Origin of the sequence: Flavobacterium sediminilitoris (assembly GCF_023008245.1) — a bacterium.
In the GTDB taxonomy this organism is placed as follows: Bacteria; Bacteroidota; Bacteroidia; order Flavobacteriales; family Flavobacteriaceae; genus Flavobacterium; species Flavobacterium sediminilitoris.
Genome location: NZ_CP090145.1, coordinates 1,817,579 through 1,840,839, shown reverse-complemented (window position 1 = coordinate 1,840,839; position 23,261 = coordinate 1,817,579). Strand labels below are relative to the sequence as shown.

Here is a 23,261-nt window from a genome sequence, read left to right as displayed (position 1 = left end):
ATTATGGCAGAAAATATCAAACATTTCCCAGTGAATTGGATTGATGGAATGAAAATCAATAAAAAACATTTCATTGAATTACAAGACAACGTAGAAGATTTAATTAGAGACGCAAGAAACCTAGAAGTTAATGAGCTTAATTATGGGTTACTATCAACACCTTTAAGCAGACCTTTTAATTATTCCATTTCTATTGACACTCATAATGAATTAAGTGTTAATATTAAAATGTTAAAAGCAATAACTCCTGCTGGTGGGCGAATTGAAATCACAGATTTTACAGGTGAATTTTCAGAAAAAATAGAATTAAAAGATCTTGACAATAAGGAAAATAATTATTTCTTATTATTAAATGTAGATCCATATACAAGGGTTCCTTCAGGCGAGCAAAACATGGAAGAAGTTCCTCCAAGATTTCCTCATGCATTATCTAAATATCACTTAACAAGTGTAGCAGAAAGTGAAGTAAACCATAATAATATAGGTGCATTACAATTTCCAATTGCAAAGTTTAAAGCATCTACAGATGGTGGCTATGAAATAATCACAAATTATATTCCTCCTAGTTTAACTTTAAACAACCATCCTAGTCTAATCAGTTTGTTTGAAAACTATGATTTATTCTTCAAACAACTTGAATTTTATGCAATTCAAATAAATAGAAAGATAAAATTCAGAACAAATAATGAAGATGAAAACTTAATTGCAAATATGGTTTTTGATGTTTGTGATAAAGCCTTACGCTTTGTAGAGCTTCAAATAAGTAAAAACAAATGGATAAATTATAATCTAAAACCTATTGAGTTATTAGACAATGTTATCACATTAAGTAGAACAATAAAAAACAGCTTTGATTATTTTTCTGGAGATGGAAAAGAAATGCTATTCAACTATTTTTCAGAATGGACAGATATAACTAGTGGAGATTATGAAAGGTTGTTTACAGACACTATTAATGTTAAATACAAAGCATACGATATTGATCCTATTATTGAACAAGCGAAAGACTTCATGACTAAGTTAGATCAACTTTTTTCTATACTGAATCAATTAGACTATATAGGCAAAAAACGTGATGCAGGAATATTTGTTAACGAAAATATTCTTAAAAACGATCGAAAAACAAGTGGCTTATTTGGCAGTGATAGTGATGATGACAGAGAAGCACCTTCTTCACCAACATTCTTAGCAGACTAATAAATTATATGATATTATGGATATTTTAAATAAAAAAGAACGTTTCAATGCGTTTATGTTATTCTTATTAATGTTTTTTATAACAACTGGCGTTTTAATTGCTGCCATTTTCTTTAATTTCAAATTACCTCTTAAAGAAAATGACGTGTTAAAAAATGAAAATGATAAAATGAATACTCAATTCACGTTTAACAGAATGTTTTCTGAAAGAATTGAGGATATAGGAAAACTCGTAGATTCATTAGATGTATCACCTGAAAGTTTCCAATTTATTGAACAATCTATCAATTATGAATTGGTTGATTTAAAAGAAAAAATCCCGAATGATTCAATAGTAAACCCAAAACTATATGAAAACGTAATTCTTACAATAAAATCATACGTAAATACAAAGAAAAAATTATTTCTTATAAATGATTCTAAAAAAGAGATTGACGACTTAACTGATGATTTAAAAGATTTAGAAGAAGAAAACAAAGATTTAGCACGAAAATTAGAAATGTGTGAAATCGTTAGTAGAAGTAAATAAATAAAATCTCATCAAATGTCAACAGAAGTAATTTCTCAAATAATACATGTTGCTAAACAATATGCAAAAGAAAATTTCAACCCAAGATATTTTGCTGCGCATTTATTGAAAGCAATTTTAAATCAACAATTTGATTTTTTAAAAGAATTAGACTCTAAAGGTGTAGATGTTTTTTATCTAGACGAATGGGCTGATATAAGAATAAGTGAATATCCAAAAGCAAACAAACCTTCCGATTCTCCTGAAGCAGATTCTAGTGCTACAATTGTCCTAGATGAAGCAGAAAACATTGAAAGAAAAACAGGAATAAATTCCGATTTTGTTTGCCTTTTAAGTGCGTTATTAACACCTGGCGTAGGTTTTTCACATGATCAATTAAAATCTTTACCAATTAGTTCATCAAGCATTATTGATTTATACCAATCTGGAGCAACAATCAAAACTGCTGAAATTAATTTACCAGGAGCAACATCTTCAACACAAAAAAGTAACACTAATGCTATTTCTAAATATTGTGTTGACAGATTAAAAACGATTACAAAAAAAGATAGTCATGCAATAATAGGAAGAGATGAAGAATTAAAAACTATAACTGAGATTCTTAACCGTAAATTAAAACCACATGTAATTATTACAGGTGAACCTGGTGTAGGAAAAACAGCTCTTATTGATGGCTTTTGCAAAAAAATAGCATCAAAAACAATTTTAAATGCATTTGACAATGCCAGTATTTATGAAATAAACATAGGCTCTCTATTTGCTGGTGCATCATATAAAGGTGAAGTAGAAGATCGCCTTCAAAAAATATTTAATGAATTAAAAGACTTTGAAAAACCAATATTATTTATTGATGATATTCACGAAATTTTTGATTCAAACCAAGGTTCTGGAATAGCAAGTATTGTAAAATCTGAATTATCTAAAGGGGTAATTACTTTTATTGGAGCAACTACTCAGGAAAAATTCAGAAAAACACTTGCAAAAGACGATGCTTTATCAAGACGATTTGAAACATTAGAAATTAGTGAGCCAAATGAAGATTTAGCTTTTAGAATGATTTCTAGTATTATTCACTCTTATCAAGATCATCATAATTTTAATATTGATGATGAAAATCAAAAAGAAGCAATTCGATTAGCTAAACGCTATTTAAAAGAAAAATCTTTACCTGATTCTGCTTTAGATTTAATAGATAGAACGATGTCTTCTTTGAAAGTTGCTAAAGAAACAATCAAGAAAGAGATTCCAGAATTAAAAAATCAACTAGCTACTCTAAGCGAAATAACAGAAGTTGAAGAAAAAGAAGAAAAAACACAGTGGCTACTAACTGATATATTACAAAAAACAGGTAAATTATTAAATGAAACCGATCAGAGCAGCACCATTTTCAAAACTATTGAAGACAGTGAAGAAAAAATCTCTTTTATTGATAATTTACTAAAAGATTTAGTAAAACTGGAAGAACAAGAAAACACAGTTCTTGGTTCTCATCTATCAATTGTTGTTTCTGATATAACAGGAATTCCTGCTGGAAAAGTAAAATCAGATGAGAGAGAACGATTATTAGATATTGAAAAAACATTAAAGCAACGAGTAATTGGTCAAGATCATGCTGTAAAAGTAGTCGCTGATGCTATAATGGAATCTCGCTCTGGTTTAACAAAACCAGGTCAGCCAATTGGATCTTTTTTCTTCCTTGGACCAACAGGAACAGGTAAAACAGAGTTAGCGAAATCACTTGCTGATTTTCTTTTCGGTGATGAAAATGCTATTATTAGACTTGACATGTCTGAATTTAAAGAAGAGCATTCAGCCGCTTTATTATATGGAGCTCCTCCAGGATATGTAGGTTATGAAGAAGGTGGTTTATTAGTAAATAAAATTAGACAAAAACCATATTCAATAGTTTTGTTTGATGAAATTGAGAAAGCGCACAAATCTGTTTTTGATGTTTTCTTGCAAATTTTAGATGAAGGAAAACTACACGATAGATTAGGAAAAGAAGGTGATTTCTCAAATTCAGTTGTTTTATTTACTTCAAATATAGGATCGGATTATATTGTAAAATCATTTGAAAAAGAAGTGATTCCAAAATCGAATGATTTAATACAATTAATGACTGGATATTTCAGACCTGAGTTTTTAGGTCGTTTAACAGAAATAATTCCTTTTGCTCCTATCAACGTGAAAAGCGTTGCCAAAATATTTGATATTCATCTTAAAAAAGAGTTACTACAACTATTAGAAAAGTTAGATATAACTCTAGAAATAACAGAAGAAGACAAGGAAAAGATTGCATTATTAGGTTTTAGTCCAGAATATGGAGCAAGACCAATTAAAGGAACTATAAGAAACAAGCTAAAAAGACCTCTTTCTAGAATGATTATTGCAAACGAAGTGGTGAAAGGAAATACCGTTACAGTAGCATTAAATAGTGATGAAGAAATAAATTTTACTATAACTAATGAAGGATCTTTACTATAAAATACCTTTCGATTATAAAAAACTTAGCAATGGTGACGATGCAACAAAAGTAACTATTGAAGAGTCTTTAGCGCAGTTTATTTCTGTAGTTATCTCTACTATTTTTGGAGAATATAAATATGACGAGGAGTTTGGCACCATTATTTGGGAAACTGACTTCAATTTATTAGCAAATCCAAATAGGTTAAAAGATTTAATCAAGGAATCTGTTCATGAGAAAGTAAGCAAATACGAGAAAAGATTAATTGTTACTGAAGTTACGCTTGGAGTAAACGAAAACACATTAAGTTACGAAACAAAAATCAGAGTAAAGAAAAGACTAGACATAGTTGTATATGGCGTTATAAAACAAACAAATCAACCATATTACTACAAAAGTTCTTATTATTTAGCTCCATTTTCATTTAAATAAAATTCAACTAAATGAACCAATTATCAAAAGATCAGATTAAAGATAGAATGTTAAAACGTGCTGCCAAAAAATGGGGGTACAATGATGTTGAACTTGAAAATGTATTTGATCCAATAGTTAACCTTCTTTTTGATGTATGTGCAAAAGAGCTTGAAAAAATATCAAATGAAATATTTTCGAGTAGAAGAAGAATGACCGAAAGATTGGTTGATATTTTAACTCCTACAGCATCTGCAAAAGCGACTCCTTCTAGAGGGATTTTAAGAGCTTATCCTGTAGAAAGCGAAACAACGCTTCATAATCATCATCAATTTTTTTATCAAAAGAAAATTGTTAATCCGTATAATCCTGTTGAGAGTATTATAAAAAATTATCATTTTGGACCTACAATTCCTGTAAAATTAAACAGGAATAAAATTTCTTACGTAGTGTTACCTAATGGGGTAAATCAAATTATAAAAGATCAATTTAAGGAAATAATTTCAGGTAAAGATTTTAAAAAGAAAACACCTCACGGAACTATTTGGATTGCATTAAAACATGAAGGAGAAGGAACTATAAAAGATTTAATGCTTTATTTTTACCTTAAAAATATTGAAGAACGTACTAAGTTTTTCCATTTTTTACCTAGAGCTAAGTGGTTTATTAATGATTCTCTCTTAACACCTGTTCAAGGTTATAATGAAGCGGAGGAACATAAAAACACTGTTTATGATTTAAAACAGCATGACATCTATCACATTCAAAAAATAGAGGAGCATACGAATGATTTTTATCGAAAAAATTTCATCACAATAAAAGATACTATTACTATTGATGAAGATAGCTACAATTTTCCAAAAGAATTTGAAACTTTATTTTCAGAAAAAGATCTTGAAAAAATAAAAATTGATCCTGAACTAATCTGGATACGCCTAGAATTTCCAAATGTTATAGGTCCTGAAATATTATCTAATATATTTTGTTCAAACAATTGCTTTCCAGTAATTAACAAAAAACTAAATGAAACACAAGGTAATATAAAAGAGTTGTTAGACATTTATCCTTTAAAGTTAAATAATGATTACTTTCTTGAGTTATTTTCAGTATTAAATGACCGAAACAAAGAATTTGATGTTATTTCTAATAATGTAGAGCCAGAAGATGAAAACTATGCTTACCTACGTTTTGGAGGAGTTGCTCGTTTTGATGAGCGAAATGCAGCAGAAGAAATTAATTATTTAATTGATTTGATTCGTGATGAAGCTGCTGCTTTTTCAAGATTAGGTCAAGATTTTACTGATAATAATTTAAAAGAAATCAATCAGATTATTGCTCGTTTTAAGTCTAAAATGTCTAAAATAGGCATGCAAAACCTTAACAATCCGTATTTGGTTTTAAATACAAAGAAAACAAAAGAAAAAGGAACATTATTTATTAAATATTGGACAACAAACGGTGAAGAGACAAATAAAATAAGCACTTTTAGCAAGTTTAATGTTTTCAAAGGAGCAGACTTTGAAAAGGATTCTATTACACTTCTTTCTACAACACAAGGTGGTAGAAATGAGTTAACAAATTCTGAAAAAATATATGCATATAGAGAAAATCTTATCTCAAACCAACGAGTAGTTACAAGACAAGATATTATTATTTTATGTAAAAACCATTATGGTGATGCTATTGATAATATTGAAGTAAAAAATGGCATCCAAACTGGCTTAGATAGTAATATTGGCTACACTCCTACTATCGATATTTGTTTAACTCGTACCGAAAAAGAACATTATACCGAAGAAGAATGGAGCTTTTTAAGTGAAGACTTAAAATTAATGATTGAAAGAAGAGCCTTAAACATTGTACCTTTTAGAATTGTATATGTTTAATTTATTTCTGCTTTATTTTAGTTTTTCAAATTAATTATAATTTCCTCTGTATAGGAAACAACATCTTTAATAGAGAAATTAAAATAAGCAGTTTTCTTTTTTACTTTTTTCTCAATGGTATCAAAATGTAATTCTGTGTGTAGTTTTACTCTTTGTTCATCCCATCTTACATCTGTTTTAATTTTTGGCTTTAAAACTTCAATAATATTTGGTGTTACTCTTTGAGTAGAATCAAAAGCTATAATGGTTACTTTGGATCCAGGATTTAATATTGCTGTTCTTCCAACACATGGAATTGAACCGATTGCTTTAATATTCCAGTCTAAAGTTGTTCCAATATCGGATACATTTACATTATCTATTGGTGGATTAAAAAAGAACAAGTTCCAATATGCTTCTTTGAACTTATTTTTAGTAAATAATTCTTGATCTTTGATTATTTCAAAATAATTTGCTTTAATTTCTTTTGCATTCTCTAAATCTCCTAATTCTTCTATTAGTTCATCTGCTTTTTTATCCCATTCTATTGTCCAGTTTTCATGATCATATATTTCCATAAAATGACCTTTGTAATCTGTTTTTATTTTTATAGGATAATTGAGGGTCTCAAATTCTTCAAGTATTTTTAAAAACGCATTATCTTGAACTGGTATTGTATTTATCCTTTCTTTATTGATAATATAAATACGTTCGTCTTCCGTTTTATTATGTAATGAAAAATCTATGTTAAACCTAGTTTTCAGTTTTTTTTGAAAACCATTCATTAAAATGTTTGTTTCTTCTATTATTTCAAAAACCATATCTATCTTTAAATAAATTGTTATTATTGAAACTCAAAATTTCACTTTGTTTGTTCTTTCAAATATAACAATTTCATCTACAAATACATAAAAAAAATATGGTTAATTTTTACTTTTTTAACAAAATAAATTAACTATTTTCAAAATACTTTATTTAACATTTTTAATCATTCTATTTATATACATCACCAAAAATAAGACTATAGACTCCCAAGAATGATTTATTGAACAGGTTTGCTTTTCCTTTTATCACTAATAGTTAAATTTCTTCCATTCTTAATAAAGAAAAGATAGCAAACTATAGTTAACCCAATAAAAGAAATAACACAGATAGCAAAAGCCCATAATGGCATATTTGATTTTCCTATTAAATAATTATAAATAGGTAGAATAAAAGCTATTGTAAATAACAATAAACATATTTTAATCCCAATAAAAAAGCCTTTTACAAATTGTTGCTTATAACTATCCATAGAATAACCAAAAGCATATTTTATTATTCCAATTGTTAGAAACCCAAAAACAAATGCAAATGCAAAACCTGCTATCAACAAAAGAAAAGTTGTCAAACTATGCTCTAGAACAAAATTTTCACCTACATTATGTGAAATTGTAATGGTTTCTCCGATTTTTGGAATATCGCCACTATGTGTACTTGATTCTAATTGCATCTTTTGATTATTCTCATCTAAAAACTCAATGATTGGTATGTATAAAGTTGATGTTTTTATTCTATAATCATCATTCTTATCTTTATATTCTTTTTCATAGGATTTATAATCTACTATTTTTCCTATATAACTTGTCCCTGTAATATAAACATTTAAAGACTGTAGTGTTGTATATGAAGTGCTAAAAAAAATAGAAATCACACTAAAAATTAGCAAGAAGTTGTAGCCATAAGCAAGGCAACCAGTATCTTTGACTCTTTTTACTGTTTTTATTGTTAGAAAAATAGCAATTAAAAAAACTCCAATAGCAACATAACCAAAAGGGGTTATCATAATAAATATACTTTAATTACCTAACAACAATAGGTTTTGATTTTTCAAAGCCTACTAATAAAGGGAAAGAAAACTCATTGTTATTTTTGTTTTTAAATAGTAATATTGGTTCGCTATTTTCTCTTGTCAAATTACAGACTTTTTTATTATCATATATGGTTAACATAGGTTCAATTGGGAAATCTATTAATTCAAAATCACCTTCTTTCAAACGAAATAACATTTTTGAAAGTCCTTCAAGATTGTCTGATTCTTTTGAATAAGTAGCTTCATCAATTTGATCAAATCTAAACTTTAAAAGGTTATAAATCTTTTGAATGTCTTTTTCCTTAAACAATTCATACATTGCTTTATAAAATGAAATTATTTCTCCTTTTTTTTCCTTAATTTCATCAAAATCATTCCATTTTTTTAATATAAATGGTACTTCTGCAATGAAAAAATCTCTTTTTTCAACAACTGGAATTTTTAAATCATATAAACTTTCTACGCTGAAATTAAAAGATTCAACAGTATCTTCATAATTAGTTGTGGATGAATCATAAGAAAAGACTCTGATTTCAACAAAAGAATCTTCTCTAAAAGCTATTTCTCCTTTTAAAGGTAAAACTCTTATTTTAATTTCTTGTTCACCGCTCTCTAATATCCAATGATTAATAGGTATTTGAGAAGAAACAGACCCACCTTCCTTGTGAATATAAGCGGGTAAGTTATTTATATAAATTTCATAATTACATATAGCAGATTTAAAACTAACTAAATATAATGGGCTTTTAAAATTATTCATTATAATATTTTTTAAATATAGAATCTTCTTTTGGGTTATGATAACCAAAAATTAGTTTTTCATTAAAGGCTTTATTTGATATGATTACTAAATCATTACTAAATGACGCTTCATTAATAAACAATGTGTATTTATATATATAACCGTTTATGTTCCAAACATAATGTAATGGATAAATTAAATACTCGTCTTCAAATTCGTCTTTCTTTATCTTTATATCGTTTTTTTCATAGTTTTTTAAAACCAATTTTACTTTATCGTCTTCTTCATTATAAAAAACGCTATCATTAATAATCTGATCTGGATTACCTAATTTCTCTTTTAGTTTCTTTAACACATTAAATGTTTCTATATTTTCTAATACTATATTTACAAATACTATTTTGTTGCTATTTTCTACTATTTTACCACCAGTATTTTTTTCAATATTAAAATTATCGAAATTAAATAATTTCTGATCTTGCTCGTCTTTTAAAGAATAAACTGTAGATATATTTCCATTATCTTGAAGTATTGCTTCTACTTTCTCTCCTTTTTTTACTAATTCCCAATATCCATTTTGAGTTTGAACATCCGAAATATTCAAGCTATTTAAAGTTTTGCTAACTTCTGTTTTATCATCTATTTTAGACAAATCAAATTTATCACCTTCTTGGCAACTCATCATAACAAGTAAAATCATTAAAAACAAATTTTTCATAAAATCAACTAATAAGGGCCTAATAAGTAAGCTTTTTTAAATTCAACAGGGCATTTTTTGACAATAACATATTCGCCATTATCTTCAAATGTTTCTTTAAAAACTCCAAATTTAATTGAAGCTATAACTACATATTTGGCTACAATTCCACCAAATTCTAATTCTGGATAACCCACAACACCATCTTTTGCTATTTCTGCTTTAACACCGGCACTTAAATATGTATTAGCATTTGCTTTTGCAGACCCGTCAAATCCTGCAATTCCATATTCTGCTTTTGCCCAAGCTTTAAGTTCTAATGTAACTTGTATTTTTCCATCAATTCCAATTTTTCCTTTTGTATTTTTGGGAACTAAAGTATTTCCACTAATTTCTCCACTCACATTAATACTTCCATTAAATACAACGTCAAATTTAATTCCTATATTACCTTCTAAGTGTTTTGAAATAAAATTAATCACTTTACCTGCTCCTGGACAAACTGCATTTGCTCCAAACTCTGTAACAATTTGCCATAAATCTATCTTAAAATCCGCCTCAATCAAAGGCTTAGTCTCTATTCCTAATTTTATATTTGTTCCTATCTTATTTATATCCTCATCTATTTTTTCTAAAAACCATTGAATAGAAACAGCTATAACTGGAGCTTTCACCTCAAAGCTAACTTTTCCTCCATTCACTGGAGAATTTGTTATTGAGTCAGCAATTTTTTTTAATTTGACAAAAGCATTTAAAGTTTTTGCGATTTTTTCACCAAATTCAGTTCCAATCTCTAATTTTCTTGACTTTTTATCCCATTCAGCCTCTAAAGATAATTCAAAAGACTGATCCATTTCGCCAAATTCACGAGCTAATTCCGCATCCATTATAGCTCCTATCGCCTTCTTTCTACCCGTTTTTATATTATAAGGATGCATCTCGCGACCATAAGTATAAGCAAATGATTGTTTATGATTCCATTTAAATTCTAATGTCCATTTAATATCTGGATAAACTGTAACAAATAACGCTGCTTGATTTAGGTTTGAGAAATAAGCACATGAATTAAAAAAAACGGGATACACATTTGGATTATTACTTTCTGGCCAAATATAATCAAATGGTAGTGGATGAAATTTTTCCAATTTAGATTGCATAGGAAAAGTAACAGAATCCCCTTCAATACTTTTTAAAGTATTATTATTGTGTTTTACTTTTATTGATTTTGCGTGATTAGTACTACATCCTTTATTTGTGTAATTAGCTAAATTAATTTTAAAATCTTCTTTACTGGAAGGTCCAACTACTTCATAAATTATTGTATTTGCAGAATATCCATTAGTTTTAATTAAGTAGTCACTTGGTTTTTTGGATCCTTTACTTTTACCGCTATCAAAAATTATTTTATCTTTTTTATTTTCTATGACAGTTACAGAATCAAATCTACATGGGTCATATTTCAAGAAATCTGTGCTTGTTTCTCCTACTTTTAAAGGAGTATTATTTGTAGATGGTTCAACTGCTTTAGTCACTTGATCTTTTTTCATTCTTAAAAAGCGAGCATGAATGTCACTTTTCCCATCTGATATATAATTACCTCGTGTATTTTTAATTTTAATATAAAACTCTTCAACATCTTTTTTTGCATGAACAAACCAGTTTGCTGTGTTTCCTATTTTTAAATTAATTTCTCCATCAACTACATCAACACTTGTAATAGTTGTAACTAATTTATCGTCTTTTGATCCATTTCCGCCTTGGATAGTTTTATATATTTCTACAACAAGACTTTTTTCCCCATTTAATCCTTCTGTTACTAACCCTAAATATACTAAATGCCCGTATTTGAATTGTTGTTTACGAACATCTGCTCCGTCATTTGAAGTAGACCATTTACTCGAAAGGATTTTTGGTGTACAATATCCGTTTACATGTAATCCTACATTGTTTTTAGTATCTATTTTACCAGAAAAACTAGCTTCAAGATAATAATTATAAGGTCCACATAATGCATTAGGAATGTTTAATGTAAATTCCTCTTTAGCACTTTTTTGAATTCTTCTTATTTCTTTACGTTTATTGTCTTGTAAGATCCACGTAACATTTTTCTTCTTATCTTCTTCGGTTGTTTCACTAAACCATTTATCAACTACAAAACCAACATCATTTTTTCCTACTATACATAAAGAAACGTTAGGTTTAGATTTTGACACTTCTATTTTCCCTTTTCCTGACCATTTAATTTTCTGAATACCTTTCATAATCTAGTTCATTATTAAATTAGGGTTTTCGGGTTTTTTTTCATCCATTTTTTTAATGTCGACCATGGGGTTTAATTGACTTTGCACATCTTCATTTGCATTTTTAGCATTTTGTGAAGATCCTTCAGCTTTTTGTCCATGTTTTGTAATAGAAATACAATCTGGTCCTCCTATTGGGCAAGTGGCTTTGCTATCTTCTAATAGAATTTTACCTTGATTAGACATTGTTACTTTTTCATAGAAACCGCTCCATTTTGTAATTACGGCTTGACATGGTAAATAATCACTAGGTGTGGGTTGGAGTTTACATTTCCCAAAAGTATTTTTTTCTAGTGTTTGACCAATTTCTTTATCGGTTGCAATAAGTTTTTTTGAAGCATCTTTGTCATTCGCATAGTCCTTGGTTTGAGATAGAACTTTTAGTTTATCTATTTTAGGTTCTACGCTGAATTTACATTGACATTCGGCTCCTTGCACCACAATATGTTTTTCGCTCATGTTTGTTTTTTGAATATTAAATATACAAAACTTTACCTTCCTAAAATAAAAATAAGCTTTGCTGTTTCAAATCACTATTAATCTAATAAATTTATTAACCTGATTATAATATCAAAATATTTATCAGACCCAAGCAATGCATCATTAATTAATACATTGCCTCCATTTGCAGTTTCATCTCCATACCAATACTACTGTGGTACATCATTAACATATAACATATATAGAGCCTCAACAATAAATTCTCGAATAAATTGAATATAGCTTATTTTTAAAATCAGTCATTTTTATTATTTGCTTAATTTGTAATATAATACAATTAAATAACTTCAAATTCTGTTTTACCTTCAGGGATGTAAAATGTAATAGGTAATACTAATTCTTCTTCCGTTTCAGGATTTATTAAATATAAGACCGACATTCCATTAATTCTTTTTAAAGAAACTAATTTTCCATAACCTGAATATTCTACTACAGTTGTTTCATTTACAGGAATGGCTTTAAAACCCGAAGAAAAATCATCAGTAAGTTTTTTTATTCTGGTATTCTTTTCGCTATCATTTAAATACATCATTTCTGCAAAATTAGTTTCTCGCTTAGTAATAGCATTAAGGAATTTTTTATAGTCTCCTCTGTTAATATCAGAAATAATAGCATTATAAGCAAACATAAGTTTTTTCTTTAAATCAAACTTAACCTCTTTAAGATCTTGTCCGTTTTGCCAAGCATCTATTTTATAGTTTACATTAGCTTCAAATTTACTTTTATGTATAAGCACCGGAACTCCTTTAACAACAGGTGTAGTTTGATGATTATCAAACTGTTTAATAAATTTAAAATCACCGGAACTTACATCAAATTCATTTACTCTATATCTAACATAAGCTTCTTTATCTAATTCTTTAGCACCTTCTAAAGGTGTAACTCTAACTTCTATTTCTTGAATACCACTTTCTAAAATACCATGATTAATTGGGATATCCATAGTGGCTTGTCCATCAACATTTAGCGCGAAGACTTCAACATCATTAATGCGTACTTGAAAATAACACATTAATGCACTGCAATCTATTTCATAATATATTTGCTTCATCGTTAATTACTATTAAAACTTGATTTAATTATTTCAATTACTTCAAACGCTTTTGGGTTTTCATCTAGAATTTTTTTTATATCTTCTGGATTATTATCATCATCTGGTGTTAACTTTAGATCTCTCTTTACAACTGTCATTTCTGTTAAAATAAAGGACTTTTCAAAACCATCATAATATTCCGTATGCTGTTTAATTAAAATCAATTTATTATCTTTTACATTATCCCATAAAAATTTATTTTGAATTTGCTTTTTGTTATTGAAAACATCTTGTAAAACAGGTTTTCCCAATGTGGAATTCATACTTTGAATTAATTGAATACCTTCGTTTTCATCTACTGTTTTAATAATAAAACCTTTTAGGCTATTAGCGGTGAAATTATCAACTAAAAAAGAGATTTCACTTTCATAATCTATTAGACTATTGTCAGAATTATTATTGATTTTATTATTTTCAATTTTAATCTCCGAATAATTAATAGTAGTTACATCGTTAGTTCTATATGCAACTAAACCATATATTAAGTCATTATCTTTTTGTAGGTTATCTAATTGTTTAATTTGTGTGGAAATATCACTGTCAAATTTTAAATTGTCAAGATTTAATTCTGAATTGCAAGATAATAATGTAAAAAAAAAGGTCATGAAAAAAAATTTGTTCATAGTACTAATCATTTTTTATTAATGGAATATTTGCGGTCATTTTAAATAGTTGCTCTAGTTCTTTAATAACATCAAATGGAGGAATAACATTTGGATATTCACCACTTGCAATTTCGTATTTACCTTCTCTGCTAGCGTCAACTTTATGTTTGTCTTTGGCTATTTTTAAAGCTAACGAAGCACTAACATAAACAATATATTTAGCGTTTAAACCGTCAAATCCTAATTCAGGCCTATAGTACAAACCTTTGTCATCGTAATTGATTCCATGACCAAAAGTGACAGATGCATCAGCACTAGCAGATGCTTCAAAGTAGGCTTGAACTTTTACAATTACAATTGCCGCTTCTCCTTTAATTTTAATTCCAACCTTTAATTCAACTTTTAACTTGTTTTTAGCTTCAATTTTAAACTTTGAATCTTTGGCTTTTCCAGCTGTATTAAATTTAAATTCTGTTCCAATTATAATTTCATTTGTAATAATCAAATCCATGTAAATATCTACATTCGCTTTAAAACCTGCTTCATCATCTCCAAAATCTACACCTTTTTTTAACTGACCTTGAATTTTTTTGTATAATTCTGTAACTCCTGGTGAAGCACCAACTATGGCACCAGCCGCAAAGACAATAGCTCCTAATAAATCTATTGTAATTTCTAAACCTATCAAAGGATTTGCATTTAAGCCAATTGTTACATCAGTACCAACAATTTTATTATCACCTTTAGGATGACTTAAAAACCAATCTCCTGTTAGTGATAAATTAGGTGGTTTAACAGCAAAACTTACTGGTATTCCTTTAGGAGAAATCGATCTAGCTTTACCTTTAGTTTTATTTGTTATACCATCAGACAAAGCACCAATTGAAGCAAATAAGTCATAAATTTTTTTGAACTTTGCTTCATATTCATACTTGAATTCTTTCTCTTGTTTATCTTCATCCCATTTCGCTTTTAGACTAAAACCTAAAGAAACATCTTTTTGTTTCCATCTTTTTTCTGCTCCTATTTTTCCTGATCTTTCTTGTAGTTTCTTGTGTTCGTAAGGATCCATATTCATCCATTTAACACTCAAATCATTTGTTAAATTTAAAAAGAATTCGAGCTTCCACTTTATATCTGGATATGCATTAATTTGTATAGTTGAATGACTAGCATCTGAAAAATAGCGACAAGAGTGTATAAAAACATTATAGTTTTCGGCAGCATCTATACCGTTTCCTGAAGCTCCTTTAACTAAATTCCATTTTGGCCAAATATATTGCAATGGAGAAACGTTCCATGTAGCCAATGCGGAATGTACTGGAACGGCTAATGAACTACCTTCTTTTACTAATGGATTTTTATATTCGGAAGATGTTACTTTTATTTGTTTTTTATGCTTGTCTTTTTCTCTGAAGCATGCATTCGTTTGGAAAGCAGTAATATCTATAAGCACGTCTTTATCATGACTAGGAGCTATGGTTTCATAAATTATTGTTTGCGCACTATGTCCAAAATATTTAAAAGAAATATCAACTCTTCGTGCTTCTTGATATATTTTTTCGTCTTTGTATTTTATATTATCTGCACCGCTTTTATTATCGGATGCACTTATTTCTCCTTTCCCACTTGAAAAAATTCTTCTTTCATCTAGTTTTCCATCTATAAAAAACTTTCTAACAGCATCACTTCTTCGTTGAGAAAGCGATTTATTATATTGCATTTTTCCAATAACACAAGCATAACCATCAATTGTTATTATAGAATGATCATGTTCTAATAGAAAATTTAAGGTATTGTTTAATTTTTCATTTCCTTCTTTTGTAATTACATCGCTATCAAAGCCAAAAAATATTGTCTTTGATATTGCTCTTTCTGGATTGATAACATTTTTGAGTCCTTTACCATTATCGAAAACTAAAGTTTTCATTTGTTCTATTTTTCCATCTTTTTTCTGTGTTTCTGTAATGGAAATGGTTTCAAACTTACAAGGTTCATAACGAACTGCTTTTACATTGGGTTGACCCGTTTTTACTGCTGTATTATTTTGAGGTGGTTGAGGATTATTAGCAACCAACTTATTTTTAATTCTTAAAAAACGGGCATGTTCTTCATCTCCACTATTATCTAAAATATACTTTCCAGATGCTTGATCTTTAACCTTTATATAAAATTTTTCTTCGTCTTGAATATTACTTATTAAGCCTTGCCAAGTTGAGGTGTTTTTTATTTCTAAATTAATTTCTCCATCCTTAACTTTTACATTAGTGTATGTAAAAATTAATTTATTACTTCTAAGCTTCTGAATATTATAAATTTCAACTACTAATTTATCTCCATTTAAACCTTCTGTTTCTAAATTTAAATGAATAATATTTCCATATGAAAAGATATAAGTTTTCCTAACATCTTTACCATCATTTGAAGTACACCATTTACTAGAAATAACTTTCTTATCACATAATCCATTTATATACAAGCCTGTTAAATTAGAATCTGTCTTACCTGACAAGCTTGCTTCAAGATAATAACTATAAGACCCACATAATTTTTTGGGTAATTTTATTGCATAAATTTTATTTGAAGGTATAACTCTTTTCCAAATAATCACTTTTCTATTATTTTCTTGCCATATCCAAGAAATATCTTTTTTCTTATCTTCTTCTGTTGTTCCAGATATCCATTCACTTACTTTAAACCAAACAAACTCATCTGGTGGTATAACCATTCTCGAAGATAAATCTGACTTTTTTTGAAACACCTTTCCTTCCCCTGTCCATTTAATTTTTTTTACACCTTTTGCCATATTTATTTGGAATTGTATTCAATATTATCATGTTTCAATGGTTTCTCATCCATTTTTTTAATGTCGACCATAGGGTTTAATTGACTTTGTACATCTTCATTTGCATTTTTAGCATTTTGTGAAGACCCTTCTGCTTTTTGTCCATGTTTTGTAATAGAAATACAATCTGGTCCTCCAATTGGACAAGTGGCTTTGCTATCTTCTAATAGAATTTTACCTTGATTAGACATAGTTACTTTTTCATAGAAACCGCTCCATTTTGTAATTACGGCTTGACATGGCAAATAATCACTAGGTGTGGGTTGTAGCTTACATTTTCCAAAAGTATTTTTTTCTAGTGTTTGACCAATTTCTTTATCGGTTGCAATAAGCTTTTTTGAAGCATCTTTATCATTCGCATAGTCCTTGGTTTGAGATAGAACTTTTAGTTTATCTATTTTAGGTTCTACGCTGAATTTACATTGACATTCGGCTCCTTGCACCACAATATGTTTTTCGCTCATGTTTGTTTGTTTTTTGAATATTAAATATACAAAACTCTAAATATTTAGGCAATTTTTATATCACACTATTGCTTTATAAAAGAGATACAACTACTTGTATTTTTTTTTCTATATCTAAGTTTATTGAACATTCTAAAAATAATGATTCTATCAAATTTGATTTTCCATTTAAAAAATAGAGTGATCTAAATGTGCCTTCTGCAATATCTTGATTAGGATATAATGTTGCATAATAAGGTATATTCATTTCATTTTGTAAATCTGTTTTTGATCTTTCATCTTCTAGATTCCCATTTTGTTCAATTTTGATTAAATTATGTTCGTCTAAATATTCATTTATTTTTTGTTTTACTTTATAATTAACTGAATTACAATTTACTAATATTGGAAATGGCTTTATTACTTCAAATTGATATTTATGTGTGTAATAAACATATATTGAAGCAAAATAACTATTCAAGAACCAATCTTTTGATAGTGCAGTTTGCAATCTCCCTTCACTTTCAATAGTTTCTTGATTCTCTTTTAGGTATTTTTCTACCCATTCTCCTTCATATTCTGACAGGATTTTTTCTTTTGTTTTTTCCCATCTGTTATATATTTCATTGTAATTATTAATTTCTATCCATTTTCCTTCATTGTCTACTTCTATTTTTAATGGATATAATACTTTGCTTGTTTTTTCTGCTAATTCATCGGCTAAGTTTGTTGCTTCTTCATCATTTATATAGGTTTCTGATACTCGATCAATTTCATATATATATGTGTTTTTTGCTGTTCGTTCTTTAAAGATTACACTTGTTTCAAACTTAACTGTATTTGTTTCTTCTCCTGAAGTTATTGTATACATAACTCCATAATTGCTTTTTATTTGCGATGGTTTTAATCCTAATTTGTATGCTCCTTCAAAAGTTACTTTTGGAATTAAAGACAATTGCTTTTCATTATATTCTGGATAGATATATAGTTCTTCTAAATTACTAGGAAATTGATTTCCTATATAACTATCATTATCACAAAATACATTATGAAAACTTTTAACTTCGTGTTCTGATTTTTCTAATATTTTCGAAATACTTTGTAATGTATCTCCTTTTTTTATTTTATACTTTTTATATTTTGGTTTCAATTATTTCATGTTATTTTTTAATAATAGACTCTTTTTCTATTACTATTAGGATCCATACCAATACCTTCTCTTCTTGCTGACCAGTGAAGATATTCATTTCTTAATTGTAACAAATCTGTTTTTTCTTGAGGAGTAAGAGAATCATCTAATAAATACTGTTTCCCGCTTCCAAAGACATAGCTTCTCAACTTTTCTTTTACTCTTTTAAGCAATTCACTTTCTGATATATCATAGAAACTTTCTAGTTTATCAGTCTTGATATTAACTTCTTTATTTTTACTACTTTCTCCCATAAAATGTAAAGGAATGTAACTATATGTTTTCTTTAAGTCTCTTGTTCCTTTAAGTGCCCAATAGATATTTCCTCCAGTAATTTCGAGTTGTTTTCTTTTATACCAACCTTCATCTATTAAACGCTCTATTAAAGGATTAAGATTGTTTCTTGAACCCCATGAAGTTTCAATTTCTTCAATTATTTCTTCTCCATCATTATAACTTCCTCCAATATCAGAATGTACACCTGGAAATGTTTTTTGAACACCAACATGTGTATTTGTTAATGAAAAATTCTCTCTGTGTTCATTTTCTGCAACATAATGGACAACTGTACTTGCTGAACCAATATTGTTTAATCCTAATTCATCTACATCATCAAAATCTGGAGAAATTGAGAAATTCTTAGAATATGACGAAACAGTATCATAAATCCCTAAAAAACGAACTCGTACAACATCCACTTCAATTCCAGCTTCTTCTAATTTAAGTCCTAAATGTCCTCTTCTAGGAAAATCATCTCTATTTGTTACCTCTCCATCATCATTTAATTTTTGAACAGATCCACCACCACGTGAACCTACTATTCTTTTTCTTGCTTTATATTTTGCTTTACTTATTTCATGTACAAAATTTCTAGCAGCAGCAGCACCTCTACTAAAACCATAAACATCAAAAGTTAAGGTGTTTATTTTTGGAGCATTTACTTTATTCTTCTCTTTTTTTACCTTTTCTACAATTTTCTCACAACCTTTTTTTACTTTTCCTCTAATTCCAGTAGCTCCTGTTCCAAAAGCAAATCCCATAGTGGAATCTTCTTCTTTGTCATCAGTTCCTATTCCTTCAATATAAATCTTATTAGGATCATCTAAAAACTCCCATAATCTAGCTACATTTGACCAGTCATTGTAATAACTTGTATCTTGTTTTTTACTAGTTCCATTCTTTTTAAAATCTTCTGAATTATTTTTTCTTTCTTCTGTATTATTCTTATTATTAAGTGTTCCATCAAAAAAAATTCCGATTTTTAAGCTAATAGCCTCTTTAGATGGTTCTGGTGGTGAATAGTTACTAAAACTTACATTTATAGACATATGCTTTTACTTTAATTGTTTGTATCAAAAAAACTATTCAATTGTTTTTTTATATTTTTTTATCTCTATCTCTTTATCATTATTTTTCAAAAGAATAACAACTGTATTTGGTTCAATAATTTTTATAATCAGATCTATTTGAGCTTCTTCCCCTAATGCTTCATAAGCATCATAAAGTTCTTCCTGATTAAATTCTTCAATCCATGCGCCTCTTCTTTTTTGATTTTTATCTATCCAATGAAAATAACATTTTTTAAAAACTGCCTTTTCATTATAGTCTAATGAAGCTAAGTTTTCTTTAATCGTATTATTTATTTCACCATTATAGAAATGAAATATTAAATTATTTAGTTTACAATCCTGAGGTAGTACAATTGATGGTTTCCATAAATACTTTTTTCTGTATTTTTCATACACCTCTATTTTTGGGTAATCTTTTTGCTTAATTCTTTCGAAAGTATTGTGTTTTTCGTTTAATTCAGATAAAACGATATCATTATATTTCTTTGAAAAAATAGGTTTACTTCGATCTGAAATATTTTCTATGTTAACGAATACCTCTTGTGCTTTAAAATGCGCTACTTCTATTTGATTACCCGCACCAGACAACCAAACAACAACTAACCCATTTGGAGCTAAGCCAACGACAAATGTCGTGTATGTCAATTTTTTATTTGCAAAATCATCTATAAATCCTTCTTCAAAAAGTTTAGTTATCTCTTCTTTTGGCAAAGCCCATTTTCCTTCAAAATTTTTTTGATCTACAAATGAATGCCAAGCAATTTCTAAACTATCTGGAATATTTTTAAAATCTGGCCCCATAACAACAGTACCTCCTTCTTCTCCCCAACCATAATCGATATCTCCAAAACCGCTTAAAGATTGTGAGTAATCTTTTGCTATTATTTCCCCTTTATAGACTTGAACGGGGTATTCCTCTGGTGCAGATAATGTTGCTGACCAATCAAATTTTTGTTCCATTTTTATATTTTGACATGAAATAGTTAGTGCATTAGTAAGTAGAACGATACATATTAATTTTATGAAATTATCCTTTATTACCATCTGAAACTATTTTTTTATTAGAGATTAAATTTAAATTTCCAATTGTAGCTTCTACATTAAATTTACTGGTAATCTTTTCTAACTTTCCTCCTACAGTCAAATTATAATCAGACTTAACTATGATTTCTATATTTTTTGCTTTTTTGTGAATTGCCATAGTGTTTTGTTAAAATAATTTAGACTTTTCTGCACTATTAAACTCAACAGTTTTGCCACTCTGTAAAGTCATATTTTCTTTTTCACTATAAATAGAAACTTCTGTCGCAATTTCATTAGAAATATCTGCTTGACGTATAAAGTTCTTATCTATAATTTCTGTTCGCTTATCTGATGACTCTACAATATTCCCTGTAGCATTTTGAATAATATCAGTTCCTGCAACAGTAGTTATATTTTCATTAGCTGAATTATCTATATTTTCTCCTGCGCTAACCGATATGTTTTTCCCTGCAGAAATACTTATATTGTCACCTGCTGCAATACTAAAATTCTTAGGAGCATTAACACTAATATTACCTTTACCATCCATCATCCATGTATTACCACTTGGGTCTTCTACAAAAACACTTCCTTCTGCATCATTCATGATAATCTTAGTCCCACTTCGTGTTTGAATAACTTTCTGATCATTCCCTGATGTGGCATAACTACTCGATTCATTTCCATTATACATCGCACCTAGTATAAAAGGCTTCTCTGCATTTCCTGCTTCAAATCCTACTAAAACCTCTTCTCCTATTTCCGGTATGAAATACATCCCTTTTCCGCCTCCTGCATGTGGGTTTATCATTCGAACCCATGGTGTAGTTGTCCCTTGTTCCTTTTGCCATGCAAAGCTAACTTGAATACGACCTAACCCTAATGGATCATTGTTGTCTGTTACTACTGCGGGTTGTGTATCGGCTGTTGGATGATGGTGAACATTACCATATGGTGGTGACAAAACGCTGTCTGGAACCGCTTGAAAACTATTGTGATAAGTACCTGATTCTTCACAAACATGGGTAATATCTGTTATAATATAACTTCCGAAATTTTGCTCTTGTAATCCATCTATTAAATTACCAGTCATAGAAAATGAAGGCTCTTGGATAGAAATAACATCTCCTATTCGTAAACCTGTTTCATCACTATCGCCTTTTGCGGTTACTAAATCAGCAGCTCTAGATTGTAACTGTGTAGTTACTCGATCAACCAAATGAGTTCTAGCACTTCCTTCTTCTATTGAATGAGTATAAAGCATCGTTGCACTCTCTGGAAACAATTTCTTTGAACTCTCATACATTACTTTTGAATAGCCTTCAGGTTGATAATTGACTTCCGTTGTATTGGCTTTTTGGGTTTCTGCATTACTTGGATCGTATCCTAAATACTCTAATCCTAATGGCTTTGCACGCATCTCTATATTAAAACTATGCAATGATCTTCCATATTCTAAAGTGAAATTCTTAGATTTTGGAGAACCAAATAGTAATTCTTCTCCATTATAATAGAACCATTGTCCTCTCTTTTGGGCTAATCTACAGGCAAATCCAAAATCGCTCTCTCTATATTGAACTGTATAAGGCATCGAAGCATCATTCTTAACGTCAACTGTAGGTTGGAGTTCTTTTTGACTATAACTACTCGTTATTTTTTTGATGATATCTGATAAAGATTCATCTGAAAAAGATTGTGTTTTTGGTGTACCTTCCATAACAATGGTAGGACTATATCCATTTATTATAATACCTCCAGAAGCTCCTGAGGTACGAATCATTTGAGATTCTGTAATAATACCATGAAAAACTAAAGGTGAAGTCGTTTTTAAACTCGTAGGCTGAATCTCTATCTTAATAGATTGACCTATATAACTCTGTGATTTATCTATTGCCTGACTTACAAACTCTTTGGGTAAAGGTTGCAACAAAGAAAAAGTATGATGCGTATGTACTTTTTGATGAATAACTAATTTTGAAAATCGCGTAAGGGTTTCTCCTCCTATTTGGATGACTATTCGTGTACTTATTGCCATGATTTTGTTTGTTTGTTTGTAAAATGTATAAGTAGGTAAATTTAATAAAAAAAATATTAAATTTTAAACTATTTGCTTCAATAAAAAGTAAAATTCATAATTAAAACTGATATTTCTTCAC

The 23,261-nt window shown here is 28.7% G+C and carries 20 protein-coding genes; 5 read left to right on the top strand and 15 right to left on the bottom strand.

From position 1 onward, the window contains the following. Nucleotides 1-3: 3 nt before the first annotated feature. From LXD69_RS08285 to LXD69_RS08265, 5 genes are read left to right on the top strand one after another with little or no spacing between them, the layout of a single operon-like run. On the top strand, nt 4-1,197 hold the full coding sequence (locus tag LXD69_RS08285) for a hypothetical protein (protein ID WP_045968990.1): 1,194 nt from the start codon (nt 4-6) through the stop codon (nt 1,195-1,197). Nucleotides 1,198-1,213: 16 nt separating this feature from the next. Then, nucleotides 1,214-1,726, top strand: a complete 513-nt coding sequence (tssO, locus tag LXD69_RS08280) for a type VI secretion system TssO (RefSeq protein WP_045968992.1) — start codon at nt 1,214-1,216, stop codon at nt 1,724-1,726. A gap of 15 nt (nt 1,727-1,741) precedes the next feature. Beyond that, entirely contained in the window at nt 1,742-4,210 is a 2,469-nt protein-coding gene (locus LXD69_RS08275) for an AAA family ATPase (protein WP_246918731.1), read from the top strand. Then, entirely contained in the window at nt 4,191-4,622 is a 432-nt protein-coding gene (locus LXD69_RS08270) for a GPW/gp25 family protein (protein WP_045968996.1), read from the top strand. The genes LXD69_RS08275 and LXD69_RS08270 overlap by 20 nt, the downstream gene beginning before the upstream one ends. Nucleotides 4,623-4,633: 11 nt before the next feature. Continuing rightward, nucleotides 4,634-6,487, top strand: coding sequence for a type VI secretion system baseplate subunit TssF (locus LXD69_RS08265; protein WP_045968998.1), 1,854 nt, complete (start codon nt 4,634-4,636; stop codon nt 6,485-6,487). Nucleotides 6,488-6,504: 17 nt separating this feature from the next. Here LXD69_RS08265 and LXD69_RS08260 read toward each other — a convergent pair whose 3' ends face one another. The 15 genes from LXD69_RS08260 to LXD69_RS08190 form a co-directional block, all read right to left on the bottom strand. Further along, nucleotides 6,505-7,287 carry a hypothetical protein gene (locus LXD69_RS08260; RefSeq protein ID WP_045969000.1) on the bottom strand — a complete coding sequence of 261 codons (783 nt, stop codon included), beginning with the start codon at nt 7,285-7,287 and terminating at the stop codon, nt 6,505-6,507. Between the two features lie 221 nt (nt 7,288-7,508). Then, on the bottom strand, nt 7,509-8,291 hold the full coding sequence (locus tag LXD69_RS08255; protein WP_246918729.1) for a hypothetical protein: 783 nt from the start codon (nt 8,289-8,291) through the stop codon (nt 7,509-7,511). A gap of 16 nt (nt 8,292-8,307) precedes the next feature. Continuing rightward, nucleotides 8,308-9,078, bottom strand: a complete 771-nt coding sequence (locus LXD69_RS08250) for a hypothetical protein (RefSeq protein ID WP_246918728.1) — start codon at nt 9,076-9,078, stop codon at nt 8,308-8,310. Next, on the bottom strand, nt 9,071-9,760 hold the full coding sequence (locus LXD69_RS08245) for a hypothetical protein (RefSeq protein WP_246918726.1): 690 nt from the start codon (nt 9,758-9,760) through the stop codon (nt 9,071-9,073). Before LXD69_RS08245 ends, LXD69_RS08250 begins: the two co-directional genes overlap by 8 nt. Nucleotides 9,761-9,786: 26 nt before the next feature. Beyond that, complete coding sequence (locus LXD69_RS08240; protein WP_246918724.1) at nt 9,787-12,018, bottom strand: hypothetical protein; 2,232 nt, start codon at nt 12,016-12,018, stop codon at nt 9,787-9,789. Nucleotides 12,019-12,021: 3 nt separating this feature from the next. After that, nucleotides 12,022-12,516: a DUF4280 domain-containing protein gene (locus LXD69_RS08235; protein ID WP_246918722.1), complete on the bottom strand. Its 495-nt coding sequence runs from the start codon at nt 12,514-12,516 to the stop codon at nt 12,022-12,024. A 319-nt stretch (nt 12,517-12,835) separates the two neighbouring features. Then, nucleotides 12,836-13,609: a hypothetical protein gene (locus tag LXD69_RS08230; RefSeq protein ID WP_246918720.1), complete on the bottom strand. Its 774-nt coding sequence runs from the start codon at nt 13,607-13,609 to the stop codon at nt 12,836-12,838. Nucleotides 13,610-13,611: 2 nt separating this feature from the next. Then, complete coding sequence (locus tag LXD69_RS08225; protein ID WP_246918719.1) at nt 13,612-14,256, bottom strand: hypothetical protein; 645 nt, start codon at nt 14,254-14,256, stop codon at nt 13,612-13,614. A gap of 22 nt (nt 14,257-14,278) precedes the next feature. Next, on the bottom strand, nt 14,279-17,062 hold the full coding sequence (locus tag LXD69_RS08220; protein WP_246918717.1) for an OmpA family protein: 2,784 nt from the start codon (nt 17,060-17,062) through the stop codon (nt 14,279-14,281). A gap of 2 nt (nt 17,063-17,064) precedes the next feature. After that, nucleotides 17,065-17,565: a DUF4280 domain-containing protein gene (locus tag LXD69_RS08215; protein ID WP_246918715.1), complete on the bottom strand. Its 501-nt coding sequence runs from the start codon at nt 17,563-17,565 to the stop codon at nt 17,065-17,067. A 73-nt stretch (nt 17,566-17,638) separates the two neighbouring features. Next, nucleotides 17,639-18,694, bottom strand: coding sequence for a hypothetical protein (locus LXD69_RS08210; protein ID WP_045969019.1), 1,056 nt, complete (start codon nt 18,692-18,694; stop codon nt 17,639-17,641). 17 nt (nt 18,695-18,711) lie between these two features. Further along, nucleotides 18,712-20,061 carry a phospholipase effector Tle1 domain-containing protein gene (locus tag LXD69_RS08205; RefSeq protein ID WP_045969021.1) on the bottom strand — a complete coding sequence of 450 codons (1,350 nt, stop codon included), beginning with the start codon at nt 20,059-20,061 and terminating at the stop codon, nt 18,712-18,714. Between the two features lie 33 nt (nt 20,062-20,094). Then, nucleotides 20,095-21,042 (bottom strand): DUF2931 family protein, encoded by a 948-nt coding sequence (locus tag LXD69_RS08200; RefSeq protein WP_246918713.1) that lies wholly within the window; start codon nt 21,040-21,042, stop codon nt 20,095-20,097. Between the two features lie 67 nt (nt 21,043-21,109). After that, complete coding sequence (locus tag LXD69_RS08195) at nt 21,110-21,283, bottom strand: hypothetical protein (RefSeq protein WP_161794137.1); 174 nt, start codon at nt 21,281-21,283, stop codon at nt 21,110-21,112. A 9-nt stretch (nt 21,284-21,292) separates the two neighbouring features. Further along, nucleotides 21,293-23,140, bottom strand: a complete 1,848-nt coding sequence (locus LXD69_RS08190) for a type VI secretion system Vgr family protein (RefSeq protein ID WP_246918711.1) — start codon at nt 23,138-23,140, stop codon at nt 21,293-21,295. Nucleotides 23,141-23,261: the final 121 nt, after the last annotated feature.

Excerpts from the sequence above, each read along its gene's own strand:
- LXD69_RS08205 (WP_045969021.1), bottom strand. The coding sequence starts at position 20,061 with ATGTCTATAAATGTAAGTTTTAGTAACTATTCACCACCAGAACCATCT.
- LXD69_RS08265 (WP_045968998.1), top strand. The coding sequence starts at position 4,634 with ATGAACCAATTATCAAAAGATCAGATTAAAGATAGAATGTTAAAACGT.
- tssO (WP_045968992.1), top strand. The coding sequence starts at position 1,214 with ATGGATATTTTAAATAAAAAAGAACGTTTCAATGCGTTTATGTTATTC.
- LXD69_RS08285 (WP_045968990.1), top strand. The coding sequence starts at position 4 with ATGGCAGAAAATATCAAACATTTCCCAGTGAATTGGATTGATGGAATG.
- LXD69_RS08195 (WP_161794137.1), bottom strand. The coding sequence starts at position 21,283 with ATGGCAATTCACAAAAAAGCAAAAAATATAGAAATCATAGTTAAGTCT.
- LXD69_RS08275 (WP_246918731.1), top strand. The coding sequence starts at position 1,742 with ATGTCAACAGAAGTAATTTCTCAAATAATACATGTTGCTAAACAATAT.
- LXD69_RS08245 (WP_246918726.1), bottom strand. The coding sequence starts at position 9,760 with ATGATTTTACTTGTTATGATGAGTTGCCAAGAAGGTGATAAATTTGAT.
- LXD69_RS08255 (WP_246918729.1), bottom strand. The coding sequence starts at position 8,291 with ATGATAACCCCTTTTGGTTATGTTGCTATTGGAGTTTTTTTAATTGCT.
- LXD69_RS08215 (WP_246918715.1), bottom strand. The coding sequence starts at position 17,565 with ATGAGCGAAAAACATATTGTGGTGCAAGGAGCCGAATGTCAATGTAAA.
- LXD69_RS08235 (WP_246918722.1), bottom strand. The coding sequence starts at position 12,516 with ATGAGCGAAAAACATATTGTGGTGCAAGGAGCCGAATGTCAATGTAAA.
- LXD69_RS08250 (WP_246918728.1), bottom strand. The coding sequence starts at position 9,078 with ATGAATAATTTTAAAAGCCCATTATATTTAGTTAGTTTTAAATCTGCT.
- LXD69_RS08190 (WP_246918711.1), bottom strand. The coding sequence starts at position 23,140 with ATGGCAATAAGTACACGAATAGTCATCCAAATAGGAGGAGAAACCCTT.
- LXD69_RS08220 (WP_246918717.1), bottom strand. The coding sequence starts at position 17,062 with ATGGCAAAAGGTGTAAAAAAAATTAAATGGACAGGGGAAGGAAAGGTG.
- LXD69_RS08260 (WP_045969000.1), bottom strand. The coding sequence starts at position 7,287 with ATGGTTTTTGAAATAATAGAAGAAACAAACATTTTAATGAATGGTTTT.
- LXD69_RS08225 (WP_246918719.1), bottom strand. The coding sequence starts at position 14,256 with ATGACCTTTTTTTTTACATTATTATCTTGCAATTCAGAATTAAATCTT.
- LXD69_RS08240 (WP_246918724.1), bottom strand. The coding sequence starts at position 12,018 with ATGAAAGGTATTCAGAAAATTAAATGGTCAGGAAAAGGGAAAATAGAA.
- LXD69_RS08230 (WP_246918720.1), bottom strand. The coding sequence starts at position 13,609 with ATGAAGCAAATATATTATGAAATAGATTGCAGTGCATTAATGTGTTAT.
- LXD69_RS08270 (WP_045968996.1), top strand. The coding sequence starts at position 4,191 with ATGAAGGATCTTTACTATAAAATACCTTTCGATTATAAAAAACTTAGC.
- LXD69_RS08200 (WP_246918713.1), bottom strand. The coding sequence starts at position 21,042 with ATGGAACAAAAATTTGATTGGTCAGCAACATTATCTGCACCAGAGGAA.